The organism is Cyanobium sp. PCC 7001, from assembly GCF_000155635.1.
In the GTDB taxonomy this organism is placed as follows: Bacteria; Cyanobacteriota; Cyanobacteriia; order PCC-6307; family Cyanobiaceae; genus NIES-981.
This window is the reverse complement of the sequence record NZ_DS990556.1, coordinates 2,623,505-2,648,019: the sequence shown is the minus strand read 5'-3', so window position 1 is coordinate 2,648,019 and position 24,515 is coordinate 2,623,505. Positions and strand designations below refer to the sequence as shown.

26 protein-coding genes are annotated in these 24,515 nt (G+C 68.4%); 11 read left to right on the top strand and 15 right to left on the bottom strand.

The window, feature by feature from the left end:
* Positions 1 to 30: 30 nt before the first annotated feature.
* On the bottom strand, positions 31 to 507 hold the full coding sequence (locus CPCC7001_RS12880) for a 30S ribosomal protein PSRP-3 (RefSeq protein ID WP_225867250.1): 477 nt from the start codon (positions 505 to 507) through the stop codon (positions 31 to 33).
* A 101-nt stretch (positions 508 to 608) separates the two neighbouring features.
* Here CPCC7001_RS12880 and CPCC7001_RS12875 point away from each other — a divergent pair, with 101 nt between their 5' ends.
* Complete coding sequence (locus CPCC7001_RS12875) at positions 609 to 1,361, top strand: TIGR01548 family HAD-type hydrolase (RefSeq protein ID WP_006911231.1); 753 nt, start codon at positions 609 to 611, stop codon at positions 1,359 to 1,361.
* Here the strand turns inward: CPCC7001_RS12875 and CPCC7001_RS12870 are convergent.
* On the bottom strand, positions 1,333 to 2,640 hold the full coding sequence (locus CPCC7001_RS12870; RefSeq protein WP_006909630.1) for an aminopeptidase P N-terminal domain-containing protein: 1,308 nt from the start codon (positions 2,638 to 2,640) through the stop codon (positions 1,333 to 1,335). The two genes, CPCC7001_RS12875 and CPCC7001_RS12870, sit on opposite strands and share 29 nt — an antisense overlap.
* A gap of 116 nt (positions 2,641 to 2,756) precedes the next feature.
* On the opposite strand from CPCC7001_RS12870, the gene CPCC7001_RS12865 reads away from it, so the two are divergent.
* From CPCC7001_RS12865 to CPCC7001_RS12835, 7 genes are all read left to right on the top strand, one after another.
* Complete coding sequence (locus tag CPCC7001_RS12865; RefSeq protein ID WP_006909490.1) at positions 2,757 to 3,773, top strand: CNNM domain-containing protein; 1,017 nt, start codon at positions 2,757 to 2,759, stop codon at positions 3,771 to 3,773.
* Positions 3,770 to 5,128, top strand: coding sequence for a DUF697 domain-containing protein (locus tag CPCC7001_RS12860; protein ID WP_043369130.1), 1,359 nt, complete (start codon positions 3,770 to 3,772; stop codon positions 5,126 to 5,128). The genes CPCC7001_RS12865 and CPCC7001_RS12860 overlap by 4 nt, the downstream gene beginning before the upstream one ends.
* A complete protein-coding gene (locus CPCC7001_RS15380; RefSeq protein ID WP_043369128.1) occupies positions 5,125 to 5,709 on the top strand; it encodes a nicotinate-nucleotide adenylyltransferase in 585 nt (194 codons plus the stop codon). Before CPCC7001_RS12860 ends, CPCC7001_RS15380 begins: the two co-directional genes overlap by 4 nt.
* Positions 5,709 to 7,412: an NAD+ synthase gene (locus tag CPCC7001_RS12850; RefSeq protein WP_006911629.1), complete on the top strand. Its 1,704-nt coding sequence runs from the start codon at positions 5,709 to 5,711 to the stop codon at positions 7,410 to 7,412. Before CPCC7001_RS15380 ends, CPCC7001_RS12850 begins: the two co-directional genes overlap by 1 nt.
* Before the next feature lie 30 nt (positions 7,413 to 7,442).
* Positions 7,443 to 8,594: an alanine dehydrogenase gene (ald, locus tag CPCC7001_RS12845; RefSeq protein ID WP_006911741.1), complete on the top strand. Its 1,152-nt coding sequence runs from the start codon at positions 7,443 to 7,445 to the stop codon at positions 8,592 to 8,594.
* Between the two features lie 15 nt (positions 8,595 to 8,609).
* The gene (locus CPCC7001_RS12840; RefSeq protein ID WP_043370140.1) at positions 8,610 to 9,044 is read left to right on the top strand and encodes a 23S rRNA (pseudouridine(1915)-N(3))-methyltransferase RlmH; all 435 of its coding nucleotides are present in this window, start codon (positions 8,610 to 8,612) and stop codon (positions 9,042 to 9,044) included.
* A gap of 110 nt (positions 9,045 to 9,154) precedes the next feature.
* Positions 9,155 to 10,390 (top strand): serine hydrolase, encoded by a 1,236-nt coding sequence (locus CPCC7001_RS12835; RefSeq protein WP_043369127.1) that lies wholly within the window; start codon positions 9,155 to 9,157, stop codon positions 10,388 to 10,390.
* Here the strand turns inward: CPCC7001_RS12835 and CPCC7001_RS12830 are convergent.
* The 13 genes from CPCC7001_RS12830 to CPCC7001_RS12770 all read right to left on the bottom strand — a co-directional run bounded on the left by CPCC7001_RS12830 (position 10,272) and on the right by CPCC7001_RS12770 (position 19,942).
* The gene (locus tag CPCC7001_RS12830) at positions 10,272 to 11,435 is read right to left on the bottom strand and encodes a DUF3326 domain-containing protein (RefSeq protein ID WP_156796796.1); all 1,164 of its coding nucleotides are present in this window, start codon (positions 11,433 to 11,435) and stop codon (positions 10,272 to 10,274) included. The genes CPCC7001_RS12835 and CPCC7001_RS12830 overlap by 119 nt on opposite strands.
* Positions 11,432 to 11,659: a hypothetical protein gene (locus CPCC7001_RS12825; RefSeq protein WP_006910890.1), complete on the bottom strand. Its 228-nt coding sequence runs from the start codon at positions 11,657 to 11,659 to the stop codon at positions 11,432 to 11,434. The genes CPCC7001_RS12830 and CPCC7001_RS12825 overlap by 4 nt, the downstream gene beginning before the upstream one ends.
* Positions 11,660 to 11,669: 10 nt before the next feature.
* Entirely contained in the window at positions 11,670 to 11,999 is a 330-nt protein-coding gene (locus CPCC7001_RS12820; protein ID WP_006909281.1) for a 2Fe-2S iron-sulfur cluster-binding protein, read from the bottom strand.
* A gap of 51 nt (positions 12,000 to 12,050) precedes the next feature.
* The gene (locus CPCC7001_RS12815) at positions 12,051 to 12,764 is read right to left on the bottom strand and encodes a TIGR02466 family protein (protein ID WP_006909636.1); all 714 of its coding nucleotides are present in this window, start codon (positions 12,762 to 12,764) and stop codon (positions 12,051 to 12,053) included.
* Between the two features lie 141 nt (positions 12,765 to 12,905).
* Positions 12,906 to 13,859, bottom strand: a complete 954-nt coding sequence (locus tag CPCC7001_RS12810; protein WP_006909832.1) for a F0F1 ATP synthase subunit gamma — start codon at positions 13,857 to 13,859, stop codon at positions 12,906 to 12,908.
* Between the two features lie 13 nt (positions 13,860 to 13,872).
* A complete protein-coding gene (atpA, locus tag CPCC7001_RS12805; RefSeq protein WP_006909873.1) occupies positions 13,873 to 15,390 on the bottom strand; it encodes a F0F1 ATP synthase subunit alpha in 1,518 nt (505 codons plus the stop codon).
* Positions 15,391 to 15,459: 69 nt separating this feature from the next.
* Entirely contained in the window at positions 15,460 to 16,008 is a 549-nt protein-coding gene (gene atpH, locus CPCC7001_RS12800) for an ATP synthase F1 subunit delta (protein ID WP_006909590.1), read from the bottom strand.
* Positions 16,008 to 16,538, bottom strand: coding sequence for a F0F1 ATP synthase subunit B (locus tag CPCC7001_RS12795; RefSeq protein WP_006910844.1), 531 nt, complete (start codon positions 16,536 to 16,538; stop codon positions 16,008 to 16,010). The genes atpH and CPCC7001_RS12795 overlap by 1 nt, the downstream gene beginning before the upstream one ends.
* Positions 16,535 to 17,041: a F0F1 ATP synthase subunit B' gene (locus tag CPCC7001_RS12790; protein WP_006909470.1), complete on the bottom strand. Its 507-nt coding sequence runs from the start codon at positions 17,039 to 17,041 to the stop codon at positions 16,535 to 16,537. The genes CPCC7001_RS12795 and CPCC7001_RS12790 overlap by 4 nt, the downstream gene beginning before the upstream one ends.
* A gap of 74 nt (positions 17,042 to 17,115) precedes the next feature.
* On the bottom strand, positions 17,116 to 17,364 hold the full coding sequence (gene atpE, locus CPCC7001_RS12785; protein WP_006911576.1) for an ATP synthase F0 subunit C: 249 nt from the start codon (positions 17,362 to 17,364) through the stop codon (positions 17,116 to 17,118).
* Between the two features lie 145 nt (positions 17,365 to 17,509).
* Entirely contained in the window at positions 17,510 to 18,238 is a 729-nt protein-coding gene (gene atpB / locus CPCC7001_RS12780; protein ID WP_006911604.1) for a F0F1 ATP synthase subunit A, read from the bottom strand.
* A 15-nt stretch (positions 18,239 to 18,253) separates the two neighbouring features.
* Positions 18,254 to 18,553, bottom strand: coding sequence for a hypothetical protein (locus tag CPCC7001_RS12775; protein ID WP_225867249.1), 300 nt, complete (start codon positions 18,551 to 18,553; stop codon positions 18,254 to 18,256).
* Between the two features lie 189 nt (positions 18,554 to 18,742).
* Positions 18,743 to 19,942: a bifunctional 2-polyprenyl-6-hydroxyphenol methylase/3-demethylubiquinol 3-O-methyltransferase UbiG gene (locus CPCC7001_RS12770; protein WP_006909555.1), complete on the bottom strand. Its 1,200-nt coding sequence runs from the start codon at positions 19,940 to 19,942 to the stop codon at positions 18,743 to 18,745.
* Between the two features lie 137 nt (positions 19,943 to 20,079).
* Between CPCC7001_RS12770 and CPCC7001_RS12765 the strand changes: the two genes are divergently transcribed.
* The 3 genes from CPCC7001_RS12765 (at position 20,080) to apcB (ending at position 24,502) form a co-directional block, all read left to right on the top strand.
* Complete coding sequence (locus tag CPCC7001_RS12765) at positions 20,080 to 23,091, top strand: phycobilisome rod-core linker polypeptide (RefSeq protein WP_006911742.1); 3,012 nt, start codon at positions 20,080 to 20,082, stop codon at positions 23,089 to 23,091.
* A gap of 394 nt (positions 23,092 to 23,485) precedes the next feature.
* Positions 23,486 to 23,971, top strand: a complete 486-nt coding sequence (locus CPCC7001_RS12760) for an allophycocyanin subunit alpha (protein ID WP_006911806.1) — start codon at positions 23,486 to 23,488, stop codon at positions 23,969 to 23,971.
* Between the two features lie 42 nt (positions 23,972 to 24,013).
* Entirely contained in the window at positions 24,014 to 24,502 is a 489-nt protein-coding gene (apcB, locus tag CPCC7001_RS12755) for an allophycocyanin subunit beta (RefSeq protein ID WP_006909433.1), read from the top strand.
* Positions 24,503 to 24,515: the final 13 nt, after the last annotated feature.

The following is a 24,515-nucleotide window of genomic DNA, read 5'->3' as shown; positions in this document are numbered from 1 at the left end:
AGCGTGAAGATCCCTCCACGCGCGGCGGACTCAGGCGGTACCGCAGAAGGTGACATCGGGGAACTTGAGCTTGGCCTCATCCAGGCTCTTGCCCTTGCCCTCTTCCTGCCAATAGTTGATCACCTCGGTGGCCTTGTTGAGGATCTCCACGCGTTCGTTGTCGGTGATCCAGCTCTTGCCTTCGAGCTCGGTCTTGAGGGTTTCCCAGGCATCTTCCCGGGGCCAGAAGAAGTAGGCCGTGAGGGGGCTGGGACCACCGCCCACGATCTGGTCCACGGCCAGCGCCACGTTCTCGGGCAGCCAGAGAATCTTGAGCAGGAAGCGTCCCTCGTCCGCCTTCGGGGTGTAGCCGGAGGGAACGCCGTCCTCGTCGATGGTGGCCGAAGCCAGGGCGGCACTGCCACCACGCATCACCGGGCGCCCCTGGGAGGCGCTTGCTTCAGTGGCGGACGCCACCTCAGGCGCATCGCTCACGGCAGCGCCGGCGGCGCTTTCGGTGGCTGTCATGGTGTCGGCGCTCAAGGCAGAAAGTCAAACAACTAACCTATCAGCCGAGCCGCACCCACCCCCTGAATCCCCGCGCTGTCCTGCTGTTCGACATCGACGGGGTGATCCGTGATGTGGCAGGCAGCTACCGGCGGGCACTGGCTGAAACCGTGCGTCACTACTGCGGTTGGCTTCCCGATGCGGCCACGGTGGATGCCCTGAAGTCGGAAGGGTGCTGGAACAACGACTGGGACGCCTCCCTGGAGCTCCTGCGGCGCCACGGCCATCGCCCTCTGCCCGATCGTGACGCCCTGATCGCGGTGTTCAGCCGCTTCTACTTCGGCGGTGACCCCCTGGGTGACCCAAGCCAGTGGAGGGGTTTCATCGGCCAGGAGCCCCTGCTGGTGGAGCCGCGGCTGTTCGAGCGGCTCAGCCAGGCCGGCGTGGCCTGGGGCTTCGTGAGCGGGGCCGAACCCCCTTCGGCGCGCTACGTGCTGGAGGAGCGCCTCGGGCTGGCGGCCCCGCCCCTGGTGGCCATGGGCGATGCGCCGGACAAGCCCAATCCCACCGGTCTGCTGCGCCTGGCCCAGACGCTGGCGGGCACCGAGCTGGGAAGCCCCGCCAGCCCACCGGTGGCCTACCTGGGCGACACGGTGGCCGATGTGCTCACGGTGGTGCGCGCCCGCCAGGCTCAGCCCCAGCAGCGCTTTCTGGCCCTGGGGGTGGCTCCTCCCCACCTGCATGGGGCAGGCCAGGGGCGCCGCGCCTACGAGGAAACCCTGAGGGCCTCCGGAGCGGACGGGGTGATCGCCAGCACGAACTCCGTGCTCGCCAGCCTGGAGCGGCTCATCGCTCCATCGCCGCCAGGCTCTTGAGGGCGGCGGCGGTGAGCACGTCATGACCCCGATCGCTCACGGCCACGTCGTCTTCGATGCGGATGCCGATGCCCTTCCAGCGCTCCTCGATGGCGGGCTGGCCCTCGGGCACCGGCAGGCGATCGCTCACGTAGAGCCCGGGCTCCACGGTGAGCACCATGCCGGGCTCGAGCTCCACCGGGTGCTCGCCCAGCCGGTAGGCCCCCACGTCATGCACGTCCAGTCCCAGCCAGTGGCCGGTGCGGTGCATGTAGAGGTGCCGGTAGGCCACCTGCTCCACAACCCCGTCCACGCTGCCGCTGAGCAGGCCCAGCCCGATCAGGCCCTCCACCAGCACCCGCACCGCCGCCAGGTGCACCGCCTCCGCGGTGACGCCCGGCGCCACGGTGGCCACGGCGGCCTCCTGGGCGGCCAGCACCAGGGCGTAGAGCTCACGCTGCTCGGCGCTGAAACGGCCATTCACCGGAAACGTGCGGGTGATGTCGCCGTTGTAGTAGTCGCTGAGGCTGCAGCCGGCGTCGATCAGCAGCAGATCCCCGTCGCGCAGCCGGGCGTTGTTGGCGGTGTAGTGGAGCACGCAGGCGTTGTCGCCTCCGGCCACGATCGAGCCGTAGGCCGGTCCGCGAGCTCCCTGCTCGAGAAAATGCTGTTCGATCACCGCCTGCACCTGCCGCTCATTGAGTCCGGGCCGGGTCACCTGACGGGCGAGTTCGTGAGCCTCCGCCGAGATGCGGGCCGCCTCGCGCAGCCGCTCCAGCTCCTCCGGACCCTTGCGCAGCCGCAGGGCGTGCAGGATCGGGCACGGCGCCACCAGCCCCAGGGCGGCGGAACCACGGCGGGGAGCACGGTCGAGCTGCTGGGCCCAGGCCTTCAGCACCAGCGGCTCCACCGCCGGATGGCGACCCACGCGGAAGGCGATCCCCTCGGCTCCCTCGAGGTAGTGGGGCAGCCGCTCGGCCAGTTCGGCCAGCGGGTGGGCCACGGCCGCCCCGAAGCGCTCCACCGCCCCCTCGGTGCCGCAGCGCACACCGTGCCACACCTCGGCCGTGGGGTCCTTGGGGTGCACGAACAACACGAAGGGAGCGTCCTCCCGGTGGGGCAGGAACAGCGCCACCGCATCGGGTTCATCGAAGCCGGTGAGGTACCAGAAGTCGCTGTCCTGGCGAAACGGGTACTCGCAATCGGCGTGGTGGGTCACCAGGGGTGCCGCAGGAATCACCGCCGCCGCTCCACCCAGCTGCTGCAGAAAGCGCGCGCGACGCTCGGCGTAGATCTCCATTCCAGGCCGTCCGGCTGTGCCAATCCTGACGGCCACTGTGGGACAGCCGCGGCCCGGGCCGATTTAATGGAGCGATGCCCGCCACCAGCCCGCCGACTCTCCGGCCGACCTTCTGAATGAATGACCTGCTGGTCCTGGTCCTCCTGGTGGCGGTGGTACTGGTGGGTTCGGCGGCGTGCTCCGGGGTGGAGGCGGCCCTGCTCACCGTCAATCCGGTGCGGCTCCATGAACTGGCGGACCGCCCCAAACCCGTGCGGGGGGCTCGCCGGCTGGCCCAGCTGCGCCAGCGGCTCGGCCGCACCCTTTCGGTGCTGGTGGTCGCCAACAACGGCTTCAACATCTTTGGCAGCCTGATGCTGGGGGGCTATGCCGCCCATGTCTTCGGCCGCTACGGCGTGGAGGGGCCCGCCCTGCCCCTGTTCTCCGTGGGGCTCACCCTGCTGGTGATGCTGCTGGGGGAGATCCTGCCGAAGGCCCTCGGCAGCAAACTGGCCTTGCCCGTGGCCCTGGCCGCGGCACCGGCACTGCATCTGCTCGGTCAGCTGATGTTCCCCCTGGTGCTGCTGCTGGAGCGCGTGCTGCCGGCCATCACGGCCGAGAACGAGATCAACACCGACGAGGAGGAGATCCGCCTGCTGGCCAGGCTCGGCTCCCAGAAGGGCCAGATCGAGGCCGATGAGGCCGCCATGATCGCCAAGGTGTTCCAGCTCAACGATCTCACCGCCCGCGACCTGATGACCCCGCGCGTGGCGGCGCCCACCCTGCGCGGTGCCAGCCGGCTCTCGGAAACCCGCGAGGTGCTGCTGAGCACCCCCGACCCCTGGTGGGTGGTGCTGGGGGAGGAAGTGGATGAAATCCTCGGTGTCGCCAGCCGGGAACGGCTGCTCGCCGCCCTGCTGGAAGGCCATGGCCAGCGCACTCCCGCCGATCTGAGTGAGCCTGTGGAGTACGTGCCGGAGATGATCCGGGCGGATCGGCTGCTCACCGGGTTTCGCCGCAACAGCGGCGGCGTGCGGGTGGTGGTGGATGAGTTCGGGGGCTTCGTGGGGGTGATCGGCGCCGAGGCGGTGCTGGCGGTGCTGGCGGGCTGGTGGCGCCGTCCCCAGCCCGCCGAGGGGGAGGCCGGGGCATGAGCAGGGCTCCGACCCATCGCCCGGTGCCTCCGGCGGCGGCCGAACGGGCTCGGCTGCTGCTGGAGCGATGGCGCGCGTCCCTGCAGCTCAGTGGCAAGGAAGCCGGCCTGCTGGGGGGGGAGCTGGCGGCGGTGGACCGCCAGCTGTCGCGCCTCACCCGGCGCCGGCCCAGGGTCGCGGTGTTCGGACGGGTGGGCGTGGGCAAGTCGAGCCTGCTCAACGCCCTGCTGGGGGAGGAGGTCTTCGCCACCGATGTCGCCCACGGCTGCACCCGTCATCAGCGGGCCGCGGCCTGGCACCAGCCCCTGGCGGGCCTGCAGGGGGCCGAACTGGTGGACACGCCCGGCACCGACGAGATCGCCGCCGCCTCCCGGGCCCGGCTGGCAGGGCGGGTGGCGCTGGGTGCCGATCTGGTGCTGATGGTGCTGGACGCGGACCTCAGCCGCGTGGAATCGGAGGCCCTGGAGGTGCTGCTGGCCAGTGGCAAGCCCCTGCTGCTGGTGCTCAACCGCAGCGACTGCTGGCCGCAGCAGGAACTGCCCGCACTCCTCGCCAGCATCCGACGTCGTCTGCCGCCGCAGGCCAGGCCGCTGAAGCTGATCGCGGTGGCCGCGGCCCCGCGCCAGGCCGCGCTGATGCCTGACGGGCGGGTGCGCTCCGAACAGCGGCCGCCGCAGATCGCCCCGCTGCGGGAGGCCCTGATCGATCTGCTGGAAGGCCAGGGCGAACTGCTGCTGGCCATCAACAGCCTGCGCAGCGCCGAGCGTTTCCATCAGGTGCTTCAGGAACACCGTCTGCGCCACAGCCGCCGGGCGGCCCAGGGGCTGATCGGCCGCTTCGCCGCCGTCAAGGCCACGGGGGTGGCGGTCAATCCACTGGTGCTGCTGGATCTGGCCGGGGGGCTCGCCTGCGACACCGCCCTGGTGATGCAGCTATGCCGGCTGTACGGCCTGCCGATGGGAGCCGGCGCCGCCAGGCAGCTGCTCACCCGCCTGTCGGGGCACAACGCCCTGCTGGGCGGGGCCCAGCTGGGAATTCAGGCCCTGCTGAGCGGTCTGCGCCAGGTGCTGCTGGTGGCCGCCCCCTTCACCGCCGGCCTGAGCCTCGCCCCCGCCGCGCCTGTGGCCATGGCCCAGGCGGCCCTGGCGGTGCACACCACCCGCCGCACCGGCGAACTGGCGGCCCTGGAACTGATGCGGGACGCGCGGCGCGGCGGTCGCCCCGGGGCCCTGCTGCGGCGCCTGGCTGTCAGCGACCCCACGGTGCGCCGCTGGCTCGGCAGCTGGCCGGAGCTGACAGGCAGCGGGGCGGCCTCGGAGCACGTCAGCGGTCTGGGCGAAGGGTTGCTGCCGTGACGACCCCCGATGGCGTGATCGCCCTGTTCGGCACGAGCGCCGATCCCCCGACGCTGGGCCATCAGGCCCTGCTCCAGGGGCTCCTGGACCATTTCCCAACCGTGGCCACCTGGGCCAGCGACAATCCGCTCAAACAGCACGGTGCCCCCCTGGCGGAGCGGGCCGCCCTGCTGGGGGCCCTGGTGAACGGGCTGGCGGATCCCCGCCTGGAGCAGCACCAGGAACTGAGCAGTCCCTGGGCGATCACGACGCTCGATCGGGCGGGCCAGACCTGGCCGGGCCGGGAGCTGGTGTTCGTGGTCGGCAGCGATCTGGCTCCCCAGATTCCCCGCTGGAAGCAGGGCCAAGCGGTGCTGGGGCGCTGCCGCCTGGCGATCGTGCCGCGGGATGGCTGGCCCATCGACCGGGCCGCTCTGGAGAGCCTCGAAAGCCTGGGTGCCCGGCTGGAGGTGCTGCCCCTGGCCATCCCGCCCACGGCCAGCTCCGCCCTGCGCCGGCAGCCGGACCCCCGCCAGATTCCAGCCAGCGTGTGGCCGGTGCTGCTGCACCACAATCTCTACGGCCTTGCCGATCCCTCCTGATGCGCCTCGCCCTGGCCCAGCTGAACCCGCTGGTGGGAGACCTGGCTGGCAACGCAGAGCGGATCCTCCGGGCCTGGCGGAAGGCAGCGGCGGCCGGGGCCGATCTGGTGCTCACCCCCGAACTCTCCCTCTGGGGCTACCCACCGCGGGACCTGCTGCTCCATCCCGCCCGCCTGGCCGCCCAGACCACCGTGCTGGACCAGCTGGCCGGTGCGCTGGCCGGCCAGGCGAACGCCCCTGCACTGCTGGTGGGGATCGCCGAGACGAGCGGCAGCCGGGAGCTGCCGAATCTCCACAACGCCCTGGCGCTGGTGGACAGCTGCGGCTGGCGGGTGGTGGCGCGCAAGCAGCTGCTGCCCACCTATGACGTGTTCGACGAACAGCGCTACTTCCGGCCCGGCTCGGAGCCGGCCGTGCTCGAGCTCAGGCGAGGGGAACGTCCGTGGCGCCTCGGACTCACGGTCTGCGAGGACCTCTGGGTGGAGGAGGAACTGCAGGGCCAGCGGCTGGCCGGTCCCGATCCGGTGGCCGCCCTGCGGGGCCTGCAGGTGGAGCTGCTGATCAACCTCTCCGCCTCACCCTTCAGCCCGGCCAAGACGGAGCTGCGCCACGCCCTGGCCGCCAGGGCAGCCCAGCGGCTGGGCTGCCCGGTGGTGTACGTGAACCAGGTGGGGGGCAACGACGAGCTGGTCTTCGACGGCGCCAGCTTCGTGGTGGAGTCCAGTGGGGCGGTGGCCTGCCAGCTGCCCAGCTGCCGGGAAGGGCTCGAGATCTGGAGCCCCACCACGACGTCCCCAGACCCGAGCCTCCCCGCCCCGGCCCTGCCGCCACCGATGGAGCAGGTGTTCCGGGCTCTGGTGCTGGGCGTCCGCGACTACGCCCGCAAATGCGGATTCCAGTGTGGCCTGCTGGGGCTCAGCGGCGGCATCGATTCGGCTCTGGTGGCGGTGATCGCCACCGCCGCCCTGGGACCCGCCGCCGTGCGAGCCCTGCTGATGCCCTCGCCCTGGAGCTCGGCCGGCTCGGTCGATGATGCCAGCGCGCTTGCGCAGCGCCTCGGCCTGCGCGTCAGCACCGTGCCGATCGGGCCGCTGATGGCCGGCTTCGATGCGGCCCTGCAGCCGGCCCTCGGCCATGCCCCCACCGGGCTGACGGCGGAGAACCTGCAGTCACGCATCCGCGGCACCCTGCTGATGGCCGTGGCCAATCAGGAAGGCCAGCTGCTGCTCTCCACCGGCAACAAATCCGAGCTGGCCGTGGGCTACTGCACCCTCTACGGCGACATGAACGGCGGGCTCTCCGTGATCGGCGACCTCTACAAGAGCACCGTGTTCGCCCTGGCGGCCTGGCTGGACAGCCCCGAAGCCAGCGCCTGCCGCCTGGAGCTCGGCCTGCCCGCGGAGGGGGAGCTGGTGGGCAGGGCGATCCGCGCCAAACCCCCCAGCGCCGAACTGCGCCCGGATCAGCGCGACAGCGACTCCCTGCCGGAGTACGACCGGCTGGATCCCCTGCTCGAAGCGCTGGTGGAAGAGCGCCGCAGCGTCGAGGAGCTGGCCGTGGACCCCCGTTTCGGCCCGATGGCAGAGCAGGTGGCCCGCCTGTTGCGGCGGGCTGAGTTCAAGCGGCGCCAGGCTGCGCCGGTGCTGAAGGTGAGCGGTCATGCCTTCGACAGCGGTTGGCGCATGCCGATCGCCGCCGGCTGAGCCAGGCTGGAGCAGCACCTCCTGCGTTTGATGGCCTCCCAGGCTTCGGCTCCGCCGCTCACCGCCCCCATGGCGAGCATCGGGGTGCCCCGAGAGATCAAGCGCGACGAGCGCCGGGTGGCCCTCACCCCCGACGGGGTGCGGGAGCTGGTGTCCCAGGGCATGGAGGTGCGGGTGGAGGCCGGCGCGGGGCTGGGGGCGGGCATCGCCGACACCGACTTCACCGCCGCCGGTGCCCGCCTGGTGGATCAGGAGGAGGCCTGGGCGGCCCATCTGGTGGTGAAGGTGAAGGAACCCCAGCCGGAGGAATTCGGCTTCCTGCGCAGTGATCTGGTGCTGTTCACCTACCTGCACCTGGCCGCCTACCCGGATGTGGGCCGGGCTCTGCTGGAGGCCGGCACCACCTCCCTCGCCTATGAAACGGTGCAGCTCGAGGACACCAGCCTGCCCCTGCTGGCCCCGATGAGCGAGATCGCCGGCCGTCTGGCCGCCCAGGTGGGTGCCCACCTGCTGGAACAGCCCCATGGCGGTCGGGGCATCCTGATGGGGGGCTGCACGGGCGTGCGACCGGCGCGGGTGGTGGTTCTGGGTGCCGGAACGGTGGGTTGGAACGCCGCCCGCATCGCTGCTGCCATGGACGCGGAGGTGTTCCTGCTCGATCGCTCACCCCAGCGGCTGCGCCAGCTGGAGGCGGACCGCCGCGGCCGGCTGGTGAACCTGGTGAGCAGCCGCAGCCTCGTGGAACGCCTGGTGCCAGGGGCAGATCTGGTGATCGGCGCCGTGCTCACCCCCGGAGGCCGTGCCCCCACCCTGGTGGAGGAGGCCCTGGTGGAGACGATGAAACCGGGCTCGGTGATCGTGGATGTGGCCATCGATCAGGGGGGCTGCATCGCCACCAGCCGGGAGACCACCCACACCGAACCGGTGCACGCGGTGCACGGTGTGCAGCACTACGCCGTGGGCAACATGCCCGGTGCGGTGCCCTTCACCTCCACCGAGGCCCTGGTGAGCGTCACCCTGCCCTACATCCTGGTGATGGCTGGGCGGGGGCTGGCCGAGGCGGTGACCGACCGGCCGGAACTGCTCTCGGGTCTCAACACCGTGGATGGCGCCGTGTGCCACCCGGGCGTGGCCAAAGCCCTGGGGGTGGCGCCTCGCCACCCGATGGCCTGCCTGCGCTGAGCCCGGCGAAGCGTGCTGAATCCCGGTCGCATCCGCATCATCGCCGTAGGCAAGGTACGCAAGGGCTGGGTGCGGGAGGGCGTCGAGGTCTACCGCCGCCGGCTGCCCGGGCTCACCATCGTGGAGCTCAAGGACAGTGATCCCGCCCGGGAAGCCCAGGCGGTCCGAGCCGAACTGCGCAGCGATGAACAGCTCATCACCCTCAGCGAGGAGGGGCGCCCCTTTCGCTCGGTCGAGCTGGCGGCGCATCTGGGCCACTGCGGCTCCGATCGCCTGGCCTTCGTGATCGGCGGCGCCGATGGCCTCGACCCGGCCCTGCGGGCCAGGGCACGCTGGCAGCTCAGTCTCTCGGCCCTCACCTTTCCCCACGAGCTGGCCAGGCTTCTGCTGCTGGAGCAGCTCTACCGGGCCCAGACCATTCTTCAGGGGGGGCCCTATCACAGGGAATAAAATGATTTTCTGGGGTGATTTTCTGGGGATGTTCGCGGCTGCACTGCGTTGATGGGCGTCATGTCCCGCCGTTGTTCCCCTGACCCTCAGCCTCGGCCCGCCCGGTGACCATGCCCCTGTCACGCCGCTGCCGACCCCTCCTGCTGGTGCTGCTGCTGAGCCTGATGCCCCTCCCCGGCAGGGCGGCGGCCGATCCGGCCGAGCTGCGGGCCGCCGTGGACGATGCGCGACGCCAGGGCCATCTGCGCGCCGTGCTGGTGCGGGTGAGTGTGAACGGACAGGACCTGCTCCGGATGGTGAGCGGCGAGTCGTTGCCGGGGCAACCCGCCACAGCGGCGATGCGCTTCCGCAATGGCTCGGTGGCCATGGCCTACCTCGCCACGCTGCTGCTGCGGATGGCGGAGCAGGGCGTGGTGGACCTCGACGCCCCCGTGCGGCGCTGGCTGCCGGAGGTGCCGCATGCCGAGCGGGTGAGCCTGCGTCAGCTGGCCCAGATGACGGCCGGCTACCGCGACTATGTCCAGAACCCCGCGTTCATCGCGGCCTTCGAGCGGGACCCCTTCCGGCGCTGGCGGAGCGAGGAGCTGCTGGCCTTCGCCGAGCCGGCCAGCCTGCTCTATCCGCCAGGCACCAACTGGAACTACTCCCACACCAGCATGCTGCTGCTGGGGATGGCCCTCGAGCGGGCCGGCGGCGAACCCCTGGAGCAGCTGCTGCAGCGGCAGGTGCTCAACCCCCTGGGGCTGAAGCACACCAGCGACGCCAAGACAGCGGCGATTCCCCCTCCCGTCCTGCACGCCTACTCCGGGGAGCGGCGCAGCGCCCTGGCGCTCCCGCCCCAGCAGGGCTTTCTCGAGGAGAGCAGTTTCTGGGATCCCTCCTGGACGCTGCCGGCCGGGGCGGTGCAGACCACCACGCTCGATGACCTCCACACCACGGCGGTCGGCATCGGGGGCGGAGCCCTGCTGACGCCCGCGTCCTACCGGGCCATGGTCAACACCGACCTGCGCGGACGCACCACGGCCCTGCCCGGCTGCGGCACCTGTTTCCCCCAGAGCGAGGGTTACACCTTCGGCATGGGGATCATCACCACAGGGCGCTGGCTCACCCAGACACCCCTGTTCGGCGGCTACGCCGCGGCCTTCGGCTACCACCCGGAGCGACGCATCGCCATCGCCGTGGCAGTGACGTTCCAGGAAGAGGCCTTCCAGCCGGATGGAAGTTACGTCAACGAAGCTGAGCGGCTGTTTCGCCGTCTGGGTGCCCTGCTCCTGCCCGAGGATCCCCCGCCCTTTCCCCCCCGTCCCAAGCCTGCAAAGGGGGCAGAGGCAACAGCGGCCGACTGAGGGCGCCTGGATGGATGCCTTCCCGCAGGGCCAGCAGCAGGCCCGCCGCTTCGCTGTAACTGGCTGCGGAGAGGGCCGTCAGACCCAGGGCGGCGGCATCCACCTCCAGCACGCCGGGATTGTGCACCGCGATCAGGGGAATCCCCCGTTCGGCTGTGGCCAGCACGGCGGAGCCCCCCAGAGCCGTGTGCGGGGCCACCACAGCGCCGATGCGGCTGGGGTGAAGCCAGCCGGACGCCAGGGCATGGGCTGTGGAGGACGCGCGAGCCCCGGCGTCGATCGGCACCAGATCGGGGGCCTGGCTCAGCCCCACCAGCACGCAGGGGAGGAAGGTGTGGCCGATCTCCTCGGCGGCAGCCCGGGGATCGAGCCTGGGATCCAGGGGCAGGGCACGCAGGGCGGGGGCATGGGCACAGGGCAGCTGCAGGGCGTCGGTGAGCAGATGGCTGATCACGGCCTCGGCCCCGGCCAGGGCATCCACCCCGCACCCGCTGCGGTAGGCCGCCAGGGCCTCACTGGCCGGATCCTCCGGGAACCGTGCCACCACCGCAATGGCCGTAGCCCCGGCATCCCGCAGCCGCTCCCCGGCCCGCAGCAGGGCATCGGGCCGCTGCAGCCGGCCCCAGCTGGAGCCGCTGGGTCCCTGCTCGAGCGTCACCTCCAGTGGGGCATCCGTGAGCAGCACCGGGCCGAGATCCAGCCCCAGCGTGGCCCTGCAGGCCTCGATCAGCTGCAGGTGCCGCAGCCGCAGGTCGGCTTCGATCCCCGCATCGAGCACCACCCCCACCCGCTGCGAGCGCACCGGACGCAGGGCCAGCTCCCCTGCCGCGAAGCGATCGAGCGCCGCCCCCTCCACGTAATGGATGCGGGAGTCGCGCCAGTAGAGCGACGCGCCGTTCATCACGTTGGGATGGGTCACCAGACAGCCGCTGGCTGCCGCCAGCAGGCGGGCCGCCGGCAGCGCGTCGCCGGCATAGCCCCCCACCTGGCAGCCGATGCCGGTGGGAATCAGCATCAGGGTCAGCAGGGGCTCCGCTGTGCTCATCCCTCGCCTGCGGGCTCCTGCATGGGATCCAGGCCCCACACCACCGCCTCCACGGTGAGGGTGGCCCCGTGGCAGCCATCCCCGGCCCCACGCTCGACGGCCGTGATCGCCCAGCGCAGCGGCCGGCCGTGAGCTTCAAGGGCGGCCAGCACCTGCGGCCGGAGGGCACCCGGCTGGCGCCGCAACCGCAGCAGCAGCGGTCGCAGACGCAGCGAGCCACTCATCGCGATGGCCTCACTTCTGGTACTGGCCGAACTGGGCCTCATAGAGGGCATCCTCCATGCCGGCCGTGAGGGTGAGATCGCTGGTCGGGAAGGCGACGCACAGCAGGGCGTACCCGGCCTCCTTCAGGTCATCCTTCACCCCCATGGCATCGGGCTGGTGCACGGTGCCCTCGCTGATGCGGGCGGCGCAGGTGGTGCACACCCCCGAGCAGCAGGAGCTGGGCAGGGGGACACCAGCGGCCTCCGCCGCAGCCAGCACCGTCTGATCGGCGCGGCAGGGGAAGCTGTGGGATTCCCCCTCGTAGACCGCCGTGATCGTGAAGGTCTGGGGTTGAGTCACTGATGACGCCGTCTGGTAGTGGCAGCCCGCCCATCTTCCCAGTTGACCGGTTCAGCAGGCCTGCCAGGAGCTGGGGTGGGGAGCCAGGTATTCCGGAGGAGGCTCACCGTCTGGAGCCGTGAGCACAAAGTCGATGCTCAGGGAGCAGCAGAGATCGTCAGGATCGAGGTTGGGGAGCACGGCATGATCCAGGCAGGAGGGGAACAGCACGAACAGCCCCGCCCGGGGCGCCACATCCCAGTGCGGCCCGCTCCAGACGGAAGGCCGCAGGGGGCCGTCATGGCCCACCGCCATGCCAGGCACCAGCTCGTTCAGCTGGCGGATCGGGAACAGGCGCAGACACCCCTGGCGGCCGGATCCATCCCCCGTGAAGTAGTACACACCGCTGAGGTGGGCGTTGGGATGGTGATGGCGTCCCACGATCTGATCGGGCTCACTGATCACGGGCCAGCAACGCTGAATCTGAAGGGCGACCCTGTCGCGCTGAAACCCCAGCTGATCCAGAAAGCTGTGGGCGTGCCGGCTGAGCTCCGCCACCAGCGGCGCGAACGTGGCATGGGACTGCAGCTGCCACACGCCGTTGAGATCGCCGGTCCAGGCACAACCGGGGTCCGGGTTGCTGCGCAGAGCGCCCCGGAGCTGATGCAGCGTCTGCAGCTGCACCGCCAGATCGAGTGGATCGGGCTGGAGCTGCACCTGGCCCAACGCCACAGGAAACAGCGGCTGAATCCGCAGGATCGGATCCGCTGGCGTGCTGGCATCCATGGAGCTGCCCGGGGTGGAGTCAACGCAGAAACCTGGTCCACCAGCCACCCTCGAGGGAACACCGGAGACCAGGTCTGTTGGACAACGGCCGTCGATGAGGAGGCCGTTGTTGGCTTGAGCTGCAGGCCGCCCGCTCAGGCCTCAGGACATCGCGGCGGCGCCGCCGACCACCTCGAGGATCTCCTGGGTGATGGCCGCCTGGCGGGCCTTGTTGTAGTCCAGGGTCAGGGTCTTGGCCAGAGCCTTGGCGTTGTCGCTGGCATTGTTCATGGCCGTCATGCGGCTGGCCAGCTCGGAGGCGGCGGCTTCCTGGAGGGAACGCAGCAGCTGGTTCTGGAGGTAGAGCGGGAGGAGGGCGTTGAGCAACTGCTCCGGGCTCTGCTCGAACACGATGTCCGAGGGAAGGTTCGGAGCAGCATTGGCCGAGGACCCCGGCTCCACCACCAGACGGCCTTCGCGGGTGGTGAGCCGGAAGATCTCGTCCTCGGGGGTGGCAATGCCCTGCGGATCGAGGGGCAGCAGAGTCTGGATCACGGGACGGGAGCTCACCAGGTTGATGAACTTGGTGAAGATGATTTCCACCCGGTCCGTCGAACCGGACACGAACTCCGCCAGAACCTCATTGGCGATGTCCCGGGCCTCATTGGCACTGGGCACCTGCTCCAGACCGGTGAAGGTGGCGCGGATCTTGTAGGTGCTGGAGCGGTTCTGGAAGTAGGTGATCGCCTTGCGGCCGATCAACACGAGATCAACGGCATAGCCCTGCTCGCTCAGTTCGGAGAAGCGCTGCTCAGTCCGTTTGATGATGTTGGCGTTGTAGCCGCCGCAGAGACCGCGGTCGCCAGTGATGGCGAGGAGGGTGATCGAAGCGACCGGACGCTCCTCCAGCAGGGGAGCGTCCACGTCTTCGAATCCCATCCGCGACTGGAGATTTTCCAGAACGCGGGCCAGCCGATCGGCAAAGGGGCGGCTGCGGAGCACCTGCTCCTGAGCGCGGCGCACCTTGGCGGCCGCGACCAGCCGCATGGCCTCGGTGATCTTGCGAGTGTTCTTGACCGAACTGATGCGGTCGCGGATTGCCTTGAGGTTTGCCATGTGCCCAGCCTCCTCAGATCGAAGCCAGCATGGTCGACTTCACCTCAGCAATGGCATCCTTGAGCATGGCCTCAGCCTCATCGCTGAGCACCTTCTCGTCCTGCACTTTCGAGATGTAGTCAGCCTTGTTGGTCTTGAGATACTCGCGCAGCTCACGGCAGAACTGGGCAACGGACTCGACGGGCACCTCATCGATCAGGCCCTTCACACCGGCATACACCACGGCCACCTGCTCAGCCAGGTTCAGGGGACTGAACTGGGGTTGCTTGAGGATCTCCCTCAGCCGCTTGCCCCGGGCCAGCTGGGCCTGGGTGGCAGCGTCCAGATCGGAGGCGAACTGGGAGAAAGCGGCCAGTTCGTCGAACTGGGCCAGCTCCAGCTTCAGGGTGCCGGCGATCTTCTTGATGGCCTTGGTCTGGGCGGCTCCGCCGACCCGGCTCACGGAGATGCCCACGTTGATGGCCGGGCGGAGACCCGAGTTGAACAGGTCGGAGCTCAGGAACACCTGACCGTCGGTGATCGAGATCACGTTGGTGGGGATGTACGCGGACACATCACCAGCCTGGGTCTCGATGATCGGCAAGGCGGTCATGGAGCCTTTGCCCATGGCGTCCGAGAGCTTGGCCGCACGCTCAAGCAGGCGGCTGTGGCAATAGAACACGTCGCCGGGGTAGGCCTCACGACCGGGGGGGCGGCGCAGCAGCAGGGACATCTGGCGGTAGGCCTGGGCCTGCTTGGTGAGGTCGTCGTAGATCACCAGGGTGGCCTTGCCCTTGTACATGAAGGATTCAGCCAGGGCTGCACCGGTGTACGGAGCCAGGTACTGCATCGCAGCAGCCTCGGAGGCACTGGCACAAACCACGATCGTGTAGTCGAGGGCTCCTTTTTCCCGAAGCACGTCAACCACGTTGGCGACGGAGGCATTCTTCTGGCCGATCGCCACATAGACGCAGACGACGTCCTGGCCCTTCTGGTTGATGATCGTGTCGATCGCGATGGCGGTCTTGCCGGTCTGTCGGTCGCCGATGATCAGCTCGCGCTGGCCACGGCCGATCGGGATCATGGCGTCGATGGCGGTGATGCCGGTCTGCATGGGCTCATGCACCGACTTGCGCTGAATGATGCCGGGTGCCATCGACTCGATCAGGCGCGTTTCGCTGGTGGCGATGTCACCCTTGCCGTCAATCGGCTGACCGAGGGAATTCACCACGCGGCCGAGCATCGCATCGCCCACAGGCACGGAGGCGATCTTGCCGGTGGCCTTCACCGTGCTGCCCTCCTGGATGCCGCCGCCCTCACCCATCAGCACCACACCGACGTTGTCGTCTTCCAGGTTGAGCGCGATGCCCTCGGTGCCGTCCTCGAACTCCACCAGTTCCCCGGCCATGACCTGCTGGAGTCCGTAGACCCGGGCGATGCCATCACCGATCTGGAGCACGGTTCCAACGTTGCTGACCGAAACCGATTTGTCGTAGTCCTCAATCTGCTGCTTGAGGATGGCGCTGATCTCGTCGGGGCGGATGGAAACCATGGTGGGAAGTCCCTGCGGGGGAGCTGATGAAAAGAGTGCGGAGAAGGGAAAAGGGCGTGAACGGAGTGGCTAGCCCACGCGGGCCAGGGCCAGACCCAACCGACGCACCTGACCGGAGAGGCTGGCGTCGATCACCTGGGAGCCCATGCTGACGATGAAGCCACCGATGAGGGACGGGTCGATCTGGATCTCGAACTCAACGGAGTCCGTGCCGGCAATGGCCTTGACCCGCTCGTTGAGCTGGCTCTGCTGATCGTCAGAGAGCGGGGTGGCCGCAGTGACCCTGGCCAGGGTGATCTGACGCAGGTCGCGGTAGAGCTCAAGGAAGCGGAGCAACACAGCGTCCAGCACCGTGATGCGTTGACGATCGGCGAGCAGCTTCAGCAGGTTCTGCAGCGACGCCGTGAGGTCGGCTCCAAAAAGAGCGGCCAACGCCGCCTTCTTGGCCTCGGGCTCCAGCACAGGAGAGGCCATGGCGGCCCTGAGCTCGGCACTGGAGTTCCAGACCCGGAGCAAGCCACGCACCTGGTCGGCGACCGTGTCGGTCTCCCGGCGGGATTCAGCCACCTGAAGCAGGGCTTCGGCGTAGGGCGTGGCGATGGTGTTAAGGAGAGGCATCAGGCGTTCCCCAGATTGCGGATGGACTGATCGATCAGTCGACTCTGGGCCGCCGCATCGAGCTTCTTCGGCAGGGAGGCCAGAGCTTTCTCGATGGCCTGCCGGGCGGCTTCGCGGCGCAGCAGGTCAGAGACACGGGCCGCCTCGGCATTGAGATCGGCCACCGCATCTTCCTTGAGCCGGGCCATTTCCTCGATGGTGCGCTTTTCGCTCTCCTCACGCACGGCCGCCGCCCTGGCGACGCCGTCGCGGCGAATGGTTTCGGCCTTCTGCTGAGCGGCGGCCAGATCACCCTGGGCGCGGGTGAGCTCAGCGGTGGCACGGGTGAGACGGTCCTCGGCGTCGGAGAGGTCGGCGAGGATCGCCTGACGACGGCGTTCCAGCATCCCCCCCAGAAATCCGCGCAGGAACCAGACCAGCACACCGATCACGATGATCAGGTTGATCAGGTTCGTTTCGAAGGGATTGACGTTGATGCCGAACCCGCCGTGGTGGGCGAACAGGGCGGTGGCAGAGAACTGGAGGGTCATGATGCAGCCAGCAGACGATCGACGATGAGGGAACCGAGTCGTTCGGCCTCGGTCTTGATGGCGCTGAGAGCGCGATCCTTCTCGGACTCGATGTCGCGGCGGGCCTTCTCGCGGGTGGCGATGGCTTCGGCCTGAGCCGTCGCCAGCGCCTCGCGGTACAGCTTGTCGGACTCCTGTTCGGCCTCGACGATCAGCTTCTGGGCATGCTGACGGGCCTCCTTGAGCTGCTCGGTGAGATCCGCCTCGAGGCGCTGCACCTGGGCCAGCTTCTGCTTGGCCTCCGCGCGGCTGGTGGCAATGAAGCCCTCGCGTTCCTCCACGGCCCGGCCCACGGGCCGGAAGAACAGGGCATTGAGAATGAAGGTGAGGATGACGACCTGAACCGCCATCAGCGGCAGGGTGGCATCGAGGTCGAAGAGACCTCCCTCCGGAGCACTGGCAGCGGCACTGGCAGCGGCACTGGAGGCGGCATCAGCTGCGGTGAGCAGAAGCCAGCTGGTCATGGGGAAAGAGCGCCGGGGTGGACAGGAGAACCGTCACCGCGGGGAGAGGGTGGCCAATCCCCGCGGGTCGATGATCAGCCTGCGAAGGGATTGGCGAACAGCAGCACCAGAGCCACGACCAGGCCGTAGATGGTGAGGGCTTCCATGAAGGCCAGCGACAGCAGCAGCGTGCCGCGGATCTTGCCTTCGGCCTCAGGCTGCCGGGCAATGCCTTCCACAGCCTGACCGGCTGCGGTGCCCTGGCCGATGCCAGGACCGATGGCGGCGAGACCCACGGCCAGAGCGGCGGCCAGAACGGAAGCGGCGGAGGTCAGATCACTCATTGGTGGAAAAGAGGTAAGAGAGCGCAGGGAGAGCGCGGGAAGGGCTAGGCGCGCCCGGGACACCACAGGGGTGGGCCCGGTTCCACCCGGACCTGCGCGCGACGAGTTTGCCAGACCGTGGGGACCGGCCTGGCAGGACCAGGGCTCAGTGGTGCTCTTCGTGCACGGCCTCGCCGATGTAGTTCGCGGCGAGGGTGGCGAAGATCAGGGCCTGAATGGCGCTGGTGAACAGGCCAAGGAACATGGCCGGAAGCGGCACGATCACCGGCACGAGGAAGGCCAGAACGGCCACCACGAGCTCATCGGCCAGGATGTTCCCGAACAGACGGAAGGAGAGGGAAAGAGGCTTGGTGAAATCCTCGATGATCTTGAACGGGAGCATGATCGGGGTGGGCTCCACGTAGTACTCGAAGTAGCGAAGACCCTTCCGGCTCAGTCCGGCATAGAAGTAGGAGAGCGACACCAGAAGGGCCATCGCCACGGTGGTGTTGATGTCAGCCGTCGGAGCGCCGAGTTCACCGTTGGGAAGCTCGATCAGCTTCCAGGGGATCAGGGCCCCGCCCCAGTTGCAGACGAAGATGAAGAGGAAGAGGGTGCCGATGAAGGGAAGCCAGTCCCGGTAGGCCTTCTCGCCGATCTGCTCACGGGCCAGGTCGCGGAGGTAATCCCACAAAAACTCGAGCAGGTTCTGGACCCCTCGCGGGTCTCGCTCCATCTTCCGGGTTCCCACCACGACGAGCGCAAGAAGAGCACCGATCACGACCCAGGAGCTGATGAAGACCTGGCCGTGGAGCTGAAGGTTGCCGAGGTGCCAGTAGAACTGCTGGCCAACCTCCAACTCAGCGAAGGGAAGGTGAAGGGGCAAGGGAACCATGGAGGTGTGGTGGTTCTAGGGATTCAGGAAGGCCTGCAGGAGCAGGGCGGGCTTGTAGAGAACGAAGCCGGCCAGCGCCGGCAACAGCTCAATGGCCGGAACCTTGGCGGCCGCAACCACCAGCAGAGCGGGCACCACGATCTGAAAACGACCGAGGGAGCGCGACTCCGGACCGAGCCGGCCGACGCTCCTGGCCAGCAGGCGCATGTAGAGGAGCCCACAGGCTCCCCCCAGGGCCAGGCTGCGGGCCGCTGAGCCGCTTACCAGCAGCCAGGTGACGAGAGCCACGGCGACCGTGACCGCCGCCGTTGCCACCAGAAGGCGGCGCTGGAGACGGGCGTAGTCATCAGTTTCAGTCCTCTCCTGAGCAGGGAGAAGCGAGGCGGGAGCCGCGACCTGGGAGCCTGCTTCGGACCCTGCGGCGGGGGAGGAGCAGGAATCCATGGGGACGGTGACCTGCAAGCGCGCCGTAGGGCAAAAGCCCCGGCAACTTATCACGCAGCGTTAAGCGACCAGATGGAGCACTCCCAGGCCTGACAGCTGACGGGCCCGGCGGCAACGTTCCCTGGACTCCATGGCGAGGGGCAGCGCGCCGAGGGTCTTGCCCGGGTGGCCCTGCCAGGCCTGGAGCAAGGCCAGGTCCTCAGCCTCGATGCTGAGGGGCATCAGATCCGGACCGAGCAGGTCGCGCGAGGGCCAGCCCCAGAGGCAGCGGTTGACCTCCCCCCGACACTGCAGCAGCCCGCTGTCCTCCGTCCAGGACTGGCGCTCGACCGGCCCCTTGGTCAGGAAGAACTCGAAGTGGCTGATGTCCGGATCCAGTTGCTCCACCAGGGCCCACTGCTGCGGCTTGGGCAGCGCGAGGGCACGGTCCAGCAGCTCACCGCCCAGCAGCCGCGCCGGATCCCAGACCTGCGGGTTGGAGAACCCGGCGAAGCTCAGATCGGCGCTGGCGACGAAGTGCATCAGACCCTCGAGGTCATAGCTGGTTTCCTGGGGATGCAGGTACATGTCGGCGAAGTTGACGTCGGCCGCCGTATCCAGCGCCCAGCGCTGCTCATGGTGCCGCCGTAAGCGGTTGGACTCGGGCAGGGTGCTGAACAGCTGGCGGCCGAGACGCAGTCCCTCCGCCCCGGTGCCAGCCGCCAGCAGCTGCAGCGCCTTCTGCGTGCGGTGGATCTCCCAGCGACCGGCCTCGGCGTAGAGGAACAGGTGAAGCACACCACCCGGGCGCAGCAGGCGGGCCAGGGCCTTGAGGCCAGCCTCGGGCTCCTGCAGGTGGTGCAGCACCCCGACGGAATTGATGTAGTCGAAGGGGCCCTCACCCGCGAGGTCGAGAAGACTGCGCTGCTCGATGCGCAGCTCGGCCGCCTGCGCAAGGGCACCGGATCGCCGGGTGCGCTCACGGGCCACCGCCAGGGATCCTGGACTGATGTCCACGGCCAGGACCCGGCAGCCCGGATTGAGGTGGCAGAGGTAATCGGTGCTCACCCCGGTGCCGCAGCCCGCATCGAGCACGGTCCAGCGGCGGCCGCCCTCAGCCGGGGCCTCAGGCAGGGCACCGTGGACGAAGGCCCAGGCACTGTCCACGCACCAGCGCCAGTTGTATCCGGGCGGTGGACCGTCCTGAAGTGGATCCCCGGGGTAGGGGAAACGGTCGTAGAAGGCACTGACCGTTGGCGTGGCGGCATCGCTGACGGACACGGAGCAGGAGCGGGCAACCCGGCGAGCATTTCATGGCTGAAGCCCGGACCACGGTGGGGCTGCAAACATTTGTTCATGCCCCCCATGGCCGCCACGGGGCCAGCCGTAAGTTGGCCCCGCCCGGTTCGCTCTCGTCAATGACCGTGACCGCCAGCAGCGGCAGCACCAGGGTTGCTCCCCAGCGTTACGACACACTGCCGCTGTCCAGCGTCCGTCAGGCAGAGCAGGAGGATCGCTTCCCCGACGGGGGCGAGCTCGACAACCTGATCACCTTCTTCCAGAGCGGCCAGCGCCGTGTCGCTGCAGCCCAGCGGCTCTCGGAGAACGCCGATTTCATCGTGGCCAAGGCGGCCAATCGGATCTTTTCCGGGGGCACACCCCTCTCCTATCTGGATGCGCCCTTGAGCCCTGGGGCCCGCTCGGGTGACAGCAGCCCGCTCGCCGCTGACCAGGCGGCGTTCCAGCGCTCGGTCCAGACCTTCGCAGGCGCCGCCGGAACCACCGGCAAGGGCAATCTGATCGGCCGCCTGCTGGAAGGTGCCGGGGGCGATGCCGATGTTCGGGTCGTGCTGCCCACCGGATTCGCCCCCATCGCCGTGGGCATCTACGGCACCGCCCGGATGCGGAAATCGATCCGGGATCTGGCCTGGTTCCTCCGCTACGTGGGCTATGCACTCGTGGCCGGAGATCCCAGCATCCTGGCGGTGAACACCCGAGGCCTGCGGGATGTGCTCGAGAAGGCGTGCTCCCTGGCCGCCACCAATGTGGCCCTCCAGGAGATGCGGGCAGCCTCGGCCGGCCTGTTCAAGGCGGAGCCGGAAACCCGCCAACTGGTGATCCAGTATTTCAACGTTCTGCTGAGCGAGCTGGCCATACCCACTCCCTCAGCACGCCAGCGCCTCGGCAGCCCCGTGACGCAAGGGCTGCAGCTTCCGGCCACCTACGCCCTGGGAGCTCAGGGCAAGGTCCAGCGCTTCGTGATGAAGCCGGCGATGACCGGTACTCAGAAGGCCGAGGTCATCCGGGCTGCCTACCGGCAGGTGTTTGAGCGTGACATCGTCAAGGGCTACGGCCAGGAAATCTGCCCTGTCGAGGCCACCCAGGTCCGCCAGGGTCAGATCTCCATGCGGGAGTTCATCCGCGCCCTAGGTCGCAGCAAGGAGTACCTGAAGCAGTTCTATGGGCGCTTCTCCAACAGCCGGGCCGTGGAGCTGGCCTTCCGCCACTTCCTCGGGAGAGGAATCAGCTCCAGGGAAGAATTCACCAAGTTCTTCGACATCGTCAGCGCCCAGGGCCTTCCCGGTCTGGTCGACTGCCTGGTGAACTCCATGGAGTACGCCAGGGTGTTCGGCGAGGAAACCGTTCCCTATCTGCGAGACCTCGGAGAAGAGGCCCAGGAGAGTGCCGGCTGGGGATCCAACCGCAAGCTCTTCCGCTTCAGTGCGCCGTTCGAAGGCGCTCCGCAGTACGTCACGCTCTACGCGTCCTACCGCCAGCCCTTCCCCGACCAGCATCCCTACGGCGGCGGGAATGACCCCCTGGGCCTCACCTATGGGGCCATCTTCCCCTCCGGCACGGCCAGCGTGGCCACCAGGCCTGCCCCCTTCGGCTACGACAGCCGCAGGATTCTGATCGGCAACGGGCTCAACCAGCCCGGCCAGATGGACAGCGCCCAGTTCCGCAAGGCAGCGCCCCGCAGGGTGGGGCCCCGGGTGGTGCGGCTGCAGCAGATCGCCACCGGTGGCAATTCCGTGCCCAGACGAGGCGGCCAGCCAAGCGTGCGGGGAACCGAATCCAGCACCCAGGCGGTCATCAATGCGGTCTACGTCCAGGTGCTGGGAAACACCGGCTATGCCGGCGAACGCAACAAGGTTGAGGAGATCAAGCTCGAAAACGGTGATATCAGCCTGAGAGAATTCGTCCGTCAGGTCGCCCGCTCCAACGCCTTCCGCCGGCGTTACTGGAGTGGCCTCTACATCACCAAGGCCATCGAGGTGATGCATCGTCGGCTGCTCGGCCGTCCCACCTTCGGCCGCTGGGAGATCGACGCCCTCTTCGATACCGCGGCCCGGCTCGGCTTCTATGGCGTCGTCGACGCCATGCTGAACAGCCGCGAATACAACGACTGTTTCGGCGAAGACACCGTTCCTTTCGAGCGTTTCATCACCCCCACCGATCGCACGGCCCGGAAGGTGCCTGGCCTCAACCGACCCTTCATCGCCGCGGCCTACCCCGATCTCACCCCAGCCAAGCGGCCAGAAGTCACCCCTCCGATGGCCGTCCGCACCATCGGCGACATCACCCCGCGCAACCTGCCGGACCGCGCCACGGTCATCCGCGGGGGTTGGAGCGCCAAGATCGCGGGGGGGGAGGTGAACCGTCCTGCGACCGACGCGGTGCAGAGCCAGACCATCCGGGAGAAACCGGCTCCGGCCCGCACCTGGCGCCCCGCCGGCGTGAGCCCCTACTGGAGCACGCCTGGCGGCAAGGGCTTCACCAGTCCTGCCCCGGCGGCGGTCCCCAGCGGCGGCTGGCGCAAGGCCGAGAGCACGAACCTGGCCACTGCGCCTGCCGTGCAACCCGGCGATGCCATGCGCAAAGCCCTGCGTCCCGATCAGCCCCAGGGGTTCAAGCGACGCCAGAGCCTGGGGCGCCCCGTGCGGATCGGCCGCACGGCCACCGAAAGCCAGGTTCAGGAAGCTCTCGAAGCCACCTACCGGCAACTGCTCAACCGGGTCCCCCTGGCTGCCGAGCGTCTCACGGATGCGGAATCCCAGTTCCGCAACACCCAGCTCACGGCCGGCGAATTCGTCGGGCAGCTCGCCACCGGTGAACTCTTCCAGCAACGCCTCAACCGCATGGCTCCCCTGAGGGCCGCCTCCGCGGCCTACCTCGCCCTGCTCGGCAGAGCTGCCCAGCCCGGGGAGGTGAGCCGCTTTCTGGCGATCCGGGGCAAACAGGGCCAGGTGGCCGCCGTTCAGGATCTGCTGAACTCGCCTGAATACGCCAAGGTCTTCGGACAGGACACGGTCCCCTACATCCGTGGACTCAGCACTGCACCCGGTCAGCCGCTGACGACCGTGAACCGAACGGCGGCGCTCTATGCCGGCAATGCCGGTCTCACACCGAGCCCCAAGGGCGCCCTCTGAAGCCCAAGCCACCCGGAGACAACCCGCCAGGCCATCGCCGGGGCTCCGCAACAACCACCACCGCCTTCGATGAAGTTCGCGGGTGGTGGCATTGTTGTTTCTGGAATTAACACTGCTCCACGGAAATCAATCCGCTCACAACAGGCGCGGCCTCAAGATCTCAAATCCACAGTGAACAGACGGAGGGTTTCACCGCTATTGGAAACAACCTTCAAAACCGTTGCGGCACAAGGGCTTTCACAAACCGATGCGCCGTGAAGAACTGTTACCGGAGCAGGAGCCACCGCAGCCCCTTGGCGCAGAATGATTCGGCGATCGGCGCGAGTCGATCTTTCCCTTACCCACCGGATACCGGTCTCCGTCAAGGCGGCCGCTTGTTTCGAGGCAGAACTGCATGAGCATCGTCTCCAACTCGATCATCAACGCGGACGCCGAAGCCCGCTATCTCAGCCCTGGCGAACTCGACCAGATCAAGTCCTTCGTCGCTGCGGGCCAACGCCGCGTGCGCGTGGCTCAGGTCCTCAGCGAGAGCCGCGAGCGGATCGTCAAGACCGCCGGCGGTGCCCTGTTCCAGCGGCGCCCCGACGTCATCTCCCCTGGTGGCAATGCCTACGGCGAGGAGATGACGGCTTCGTGCCTCCGCGACATGGACTACTACCTCCGCCTGGTGACCTATGGCGTGGTTGCCGGCGATGTCACTCCCATCGAAGAGATCGGGATCATCGGTGCCAAGGAGATGTATCGGTCTCTCGGCACTCCTCTCGATGCGATGGCTGAAGCCATCCGTGAGATGAAGAATGTGGCCACCGGCATGCTCACGGGCGCGGACGCCGAAGAAGCTGGCTTCTACTTCGACTACGTCATCGGCGCCCTCTCCTGAGGCTGCTTCCTCCCCTCTCTTCCATCGCCATCAGCAGGATTCATGCAAGACGCCATCACCAACGTCATCAATCAGGCCGACGTCCAGGGCCTGTACCTGGATGGTTCCGCCATGGGACGGCTTGAGCAGTACTTCGCCAGCGGCGAACTGCGCGTCCGTGCCGCCGCCACCATCAGTGCGAATGCTTCAGCCATCATCAAAGAGGCTGTGGCCAAGTCACTGCTCTATTCGGACATCACCCGTCCGGGCGGCAACATGTACACCTGCCGTCGCTATGCCGCCTGCATCCGCGACCTGGACTACTACCTCCGCTACGCCACCTACGCCATGCTGGCTGGCGACACCTCGATTCTCGACGAGCGCGTGCTCAACGGCCTCAAGGAAACCTACAACTCCCTGGGTGTGCCCATCGGGGCCACCGTGCAGTCGATCCAGGCCATGAAGGAAGTCACCGCCTCCCTTGTGGGGCCTGATGCTGGCCGCGAGATGGCGGTCTATTTCGACTACATCTGCTCTGGTCTGGGCAACTGATCCAGCGTCTCTG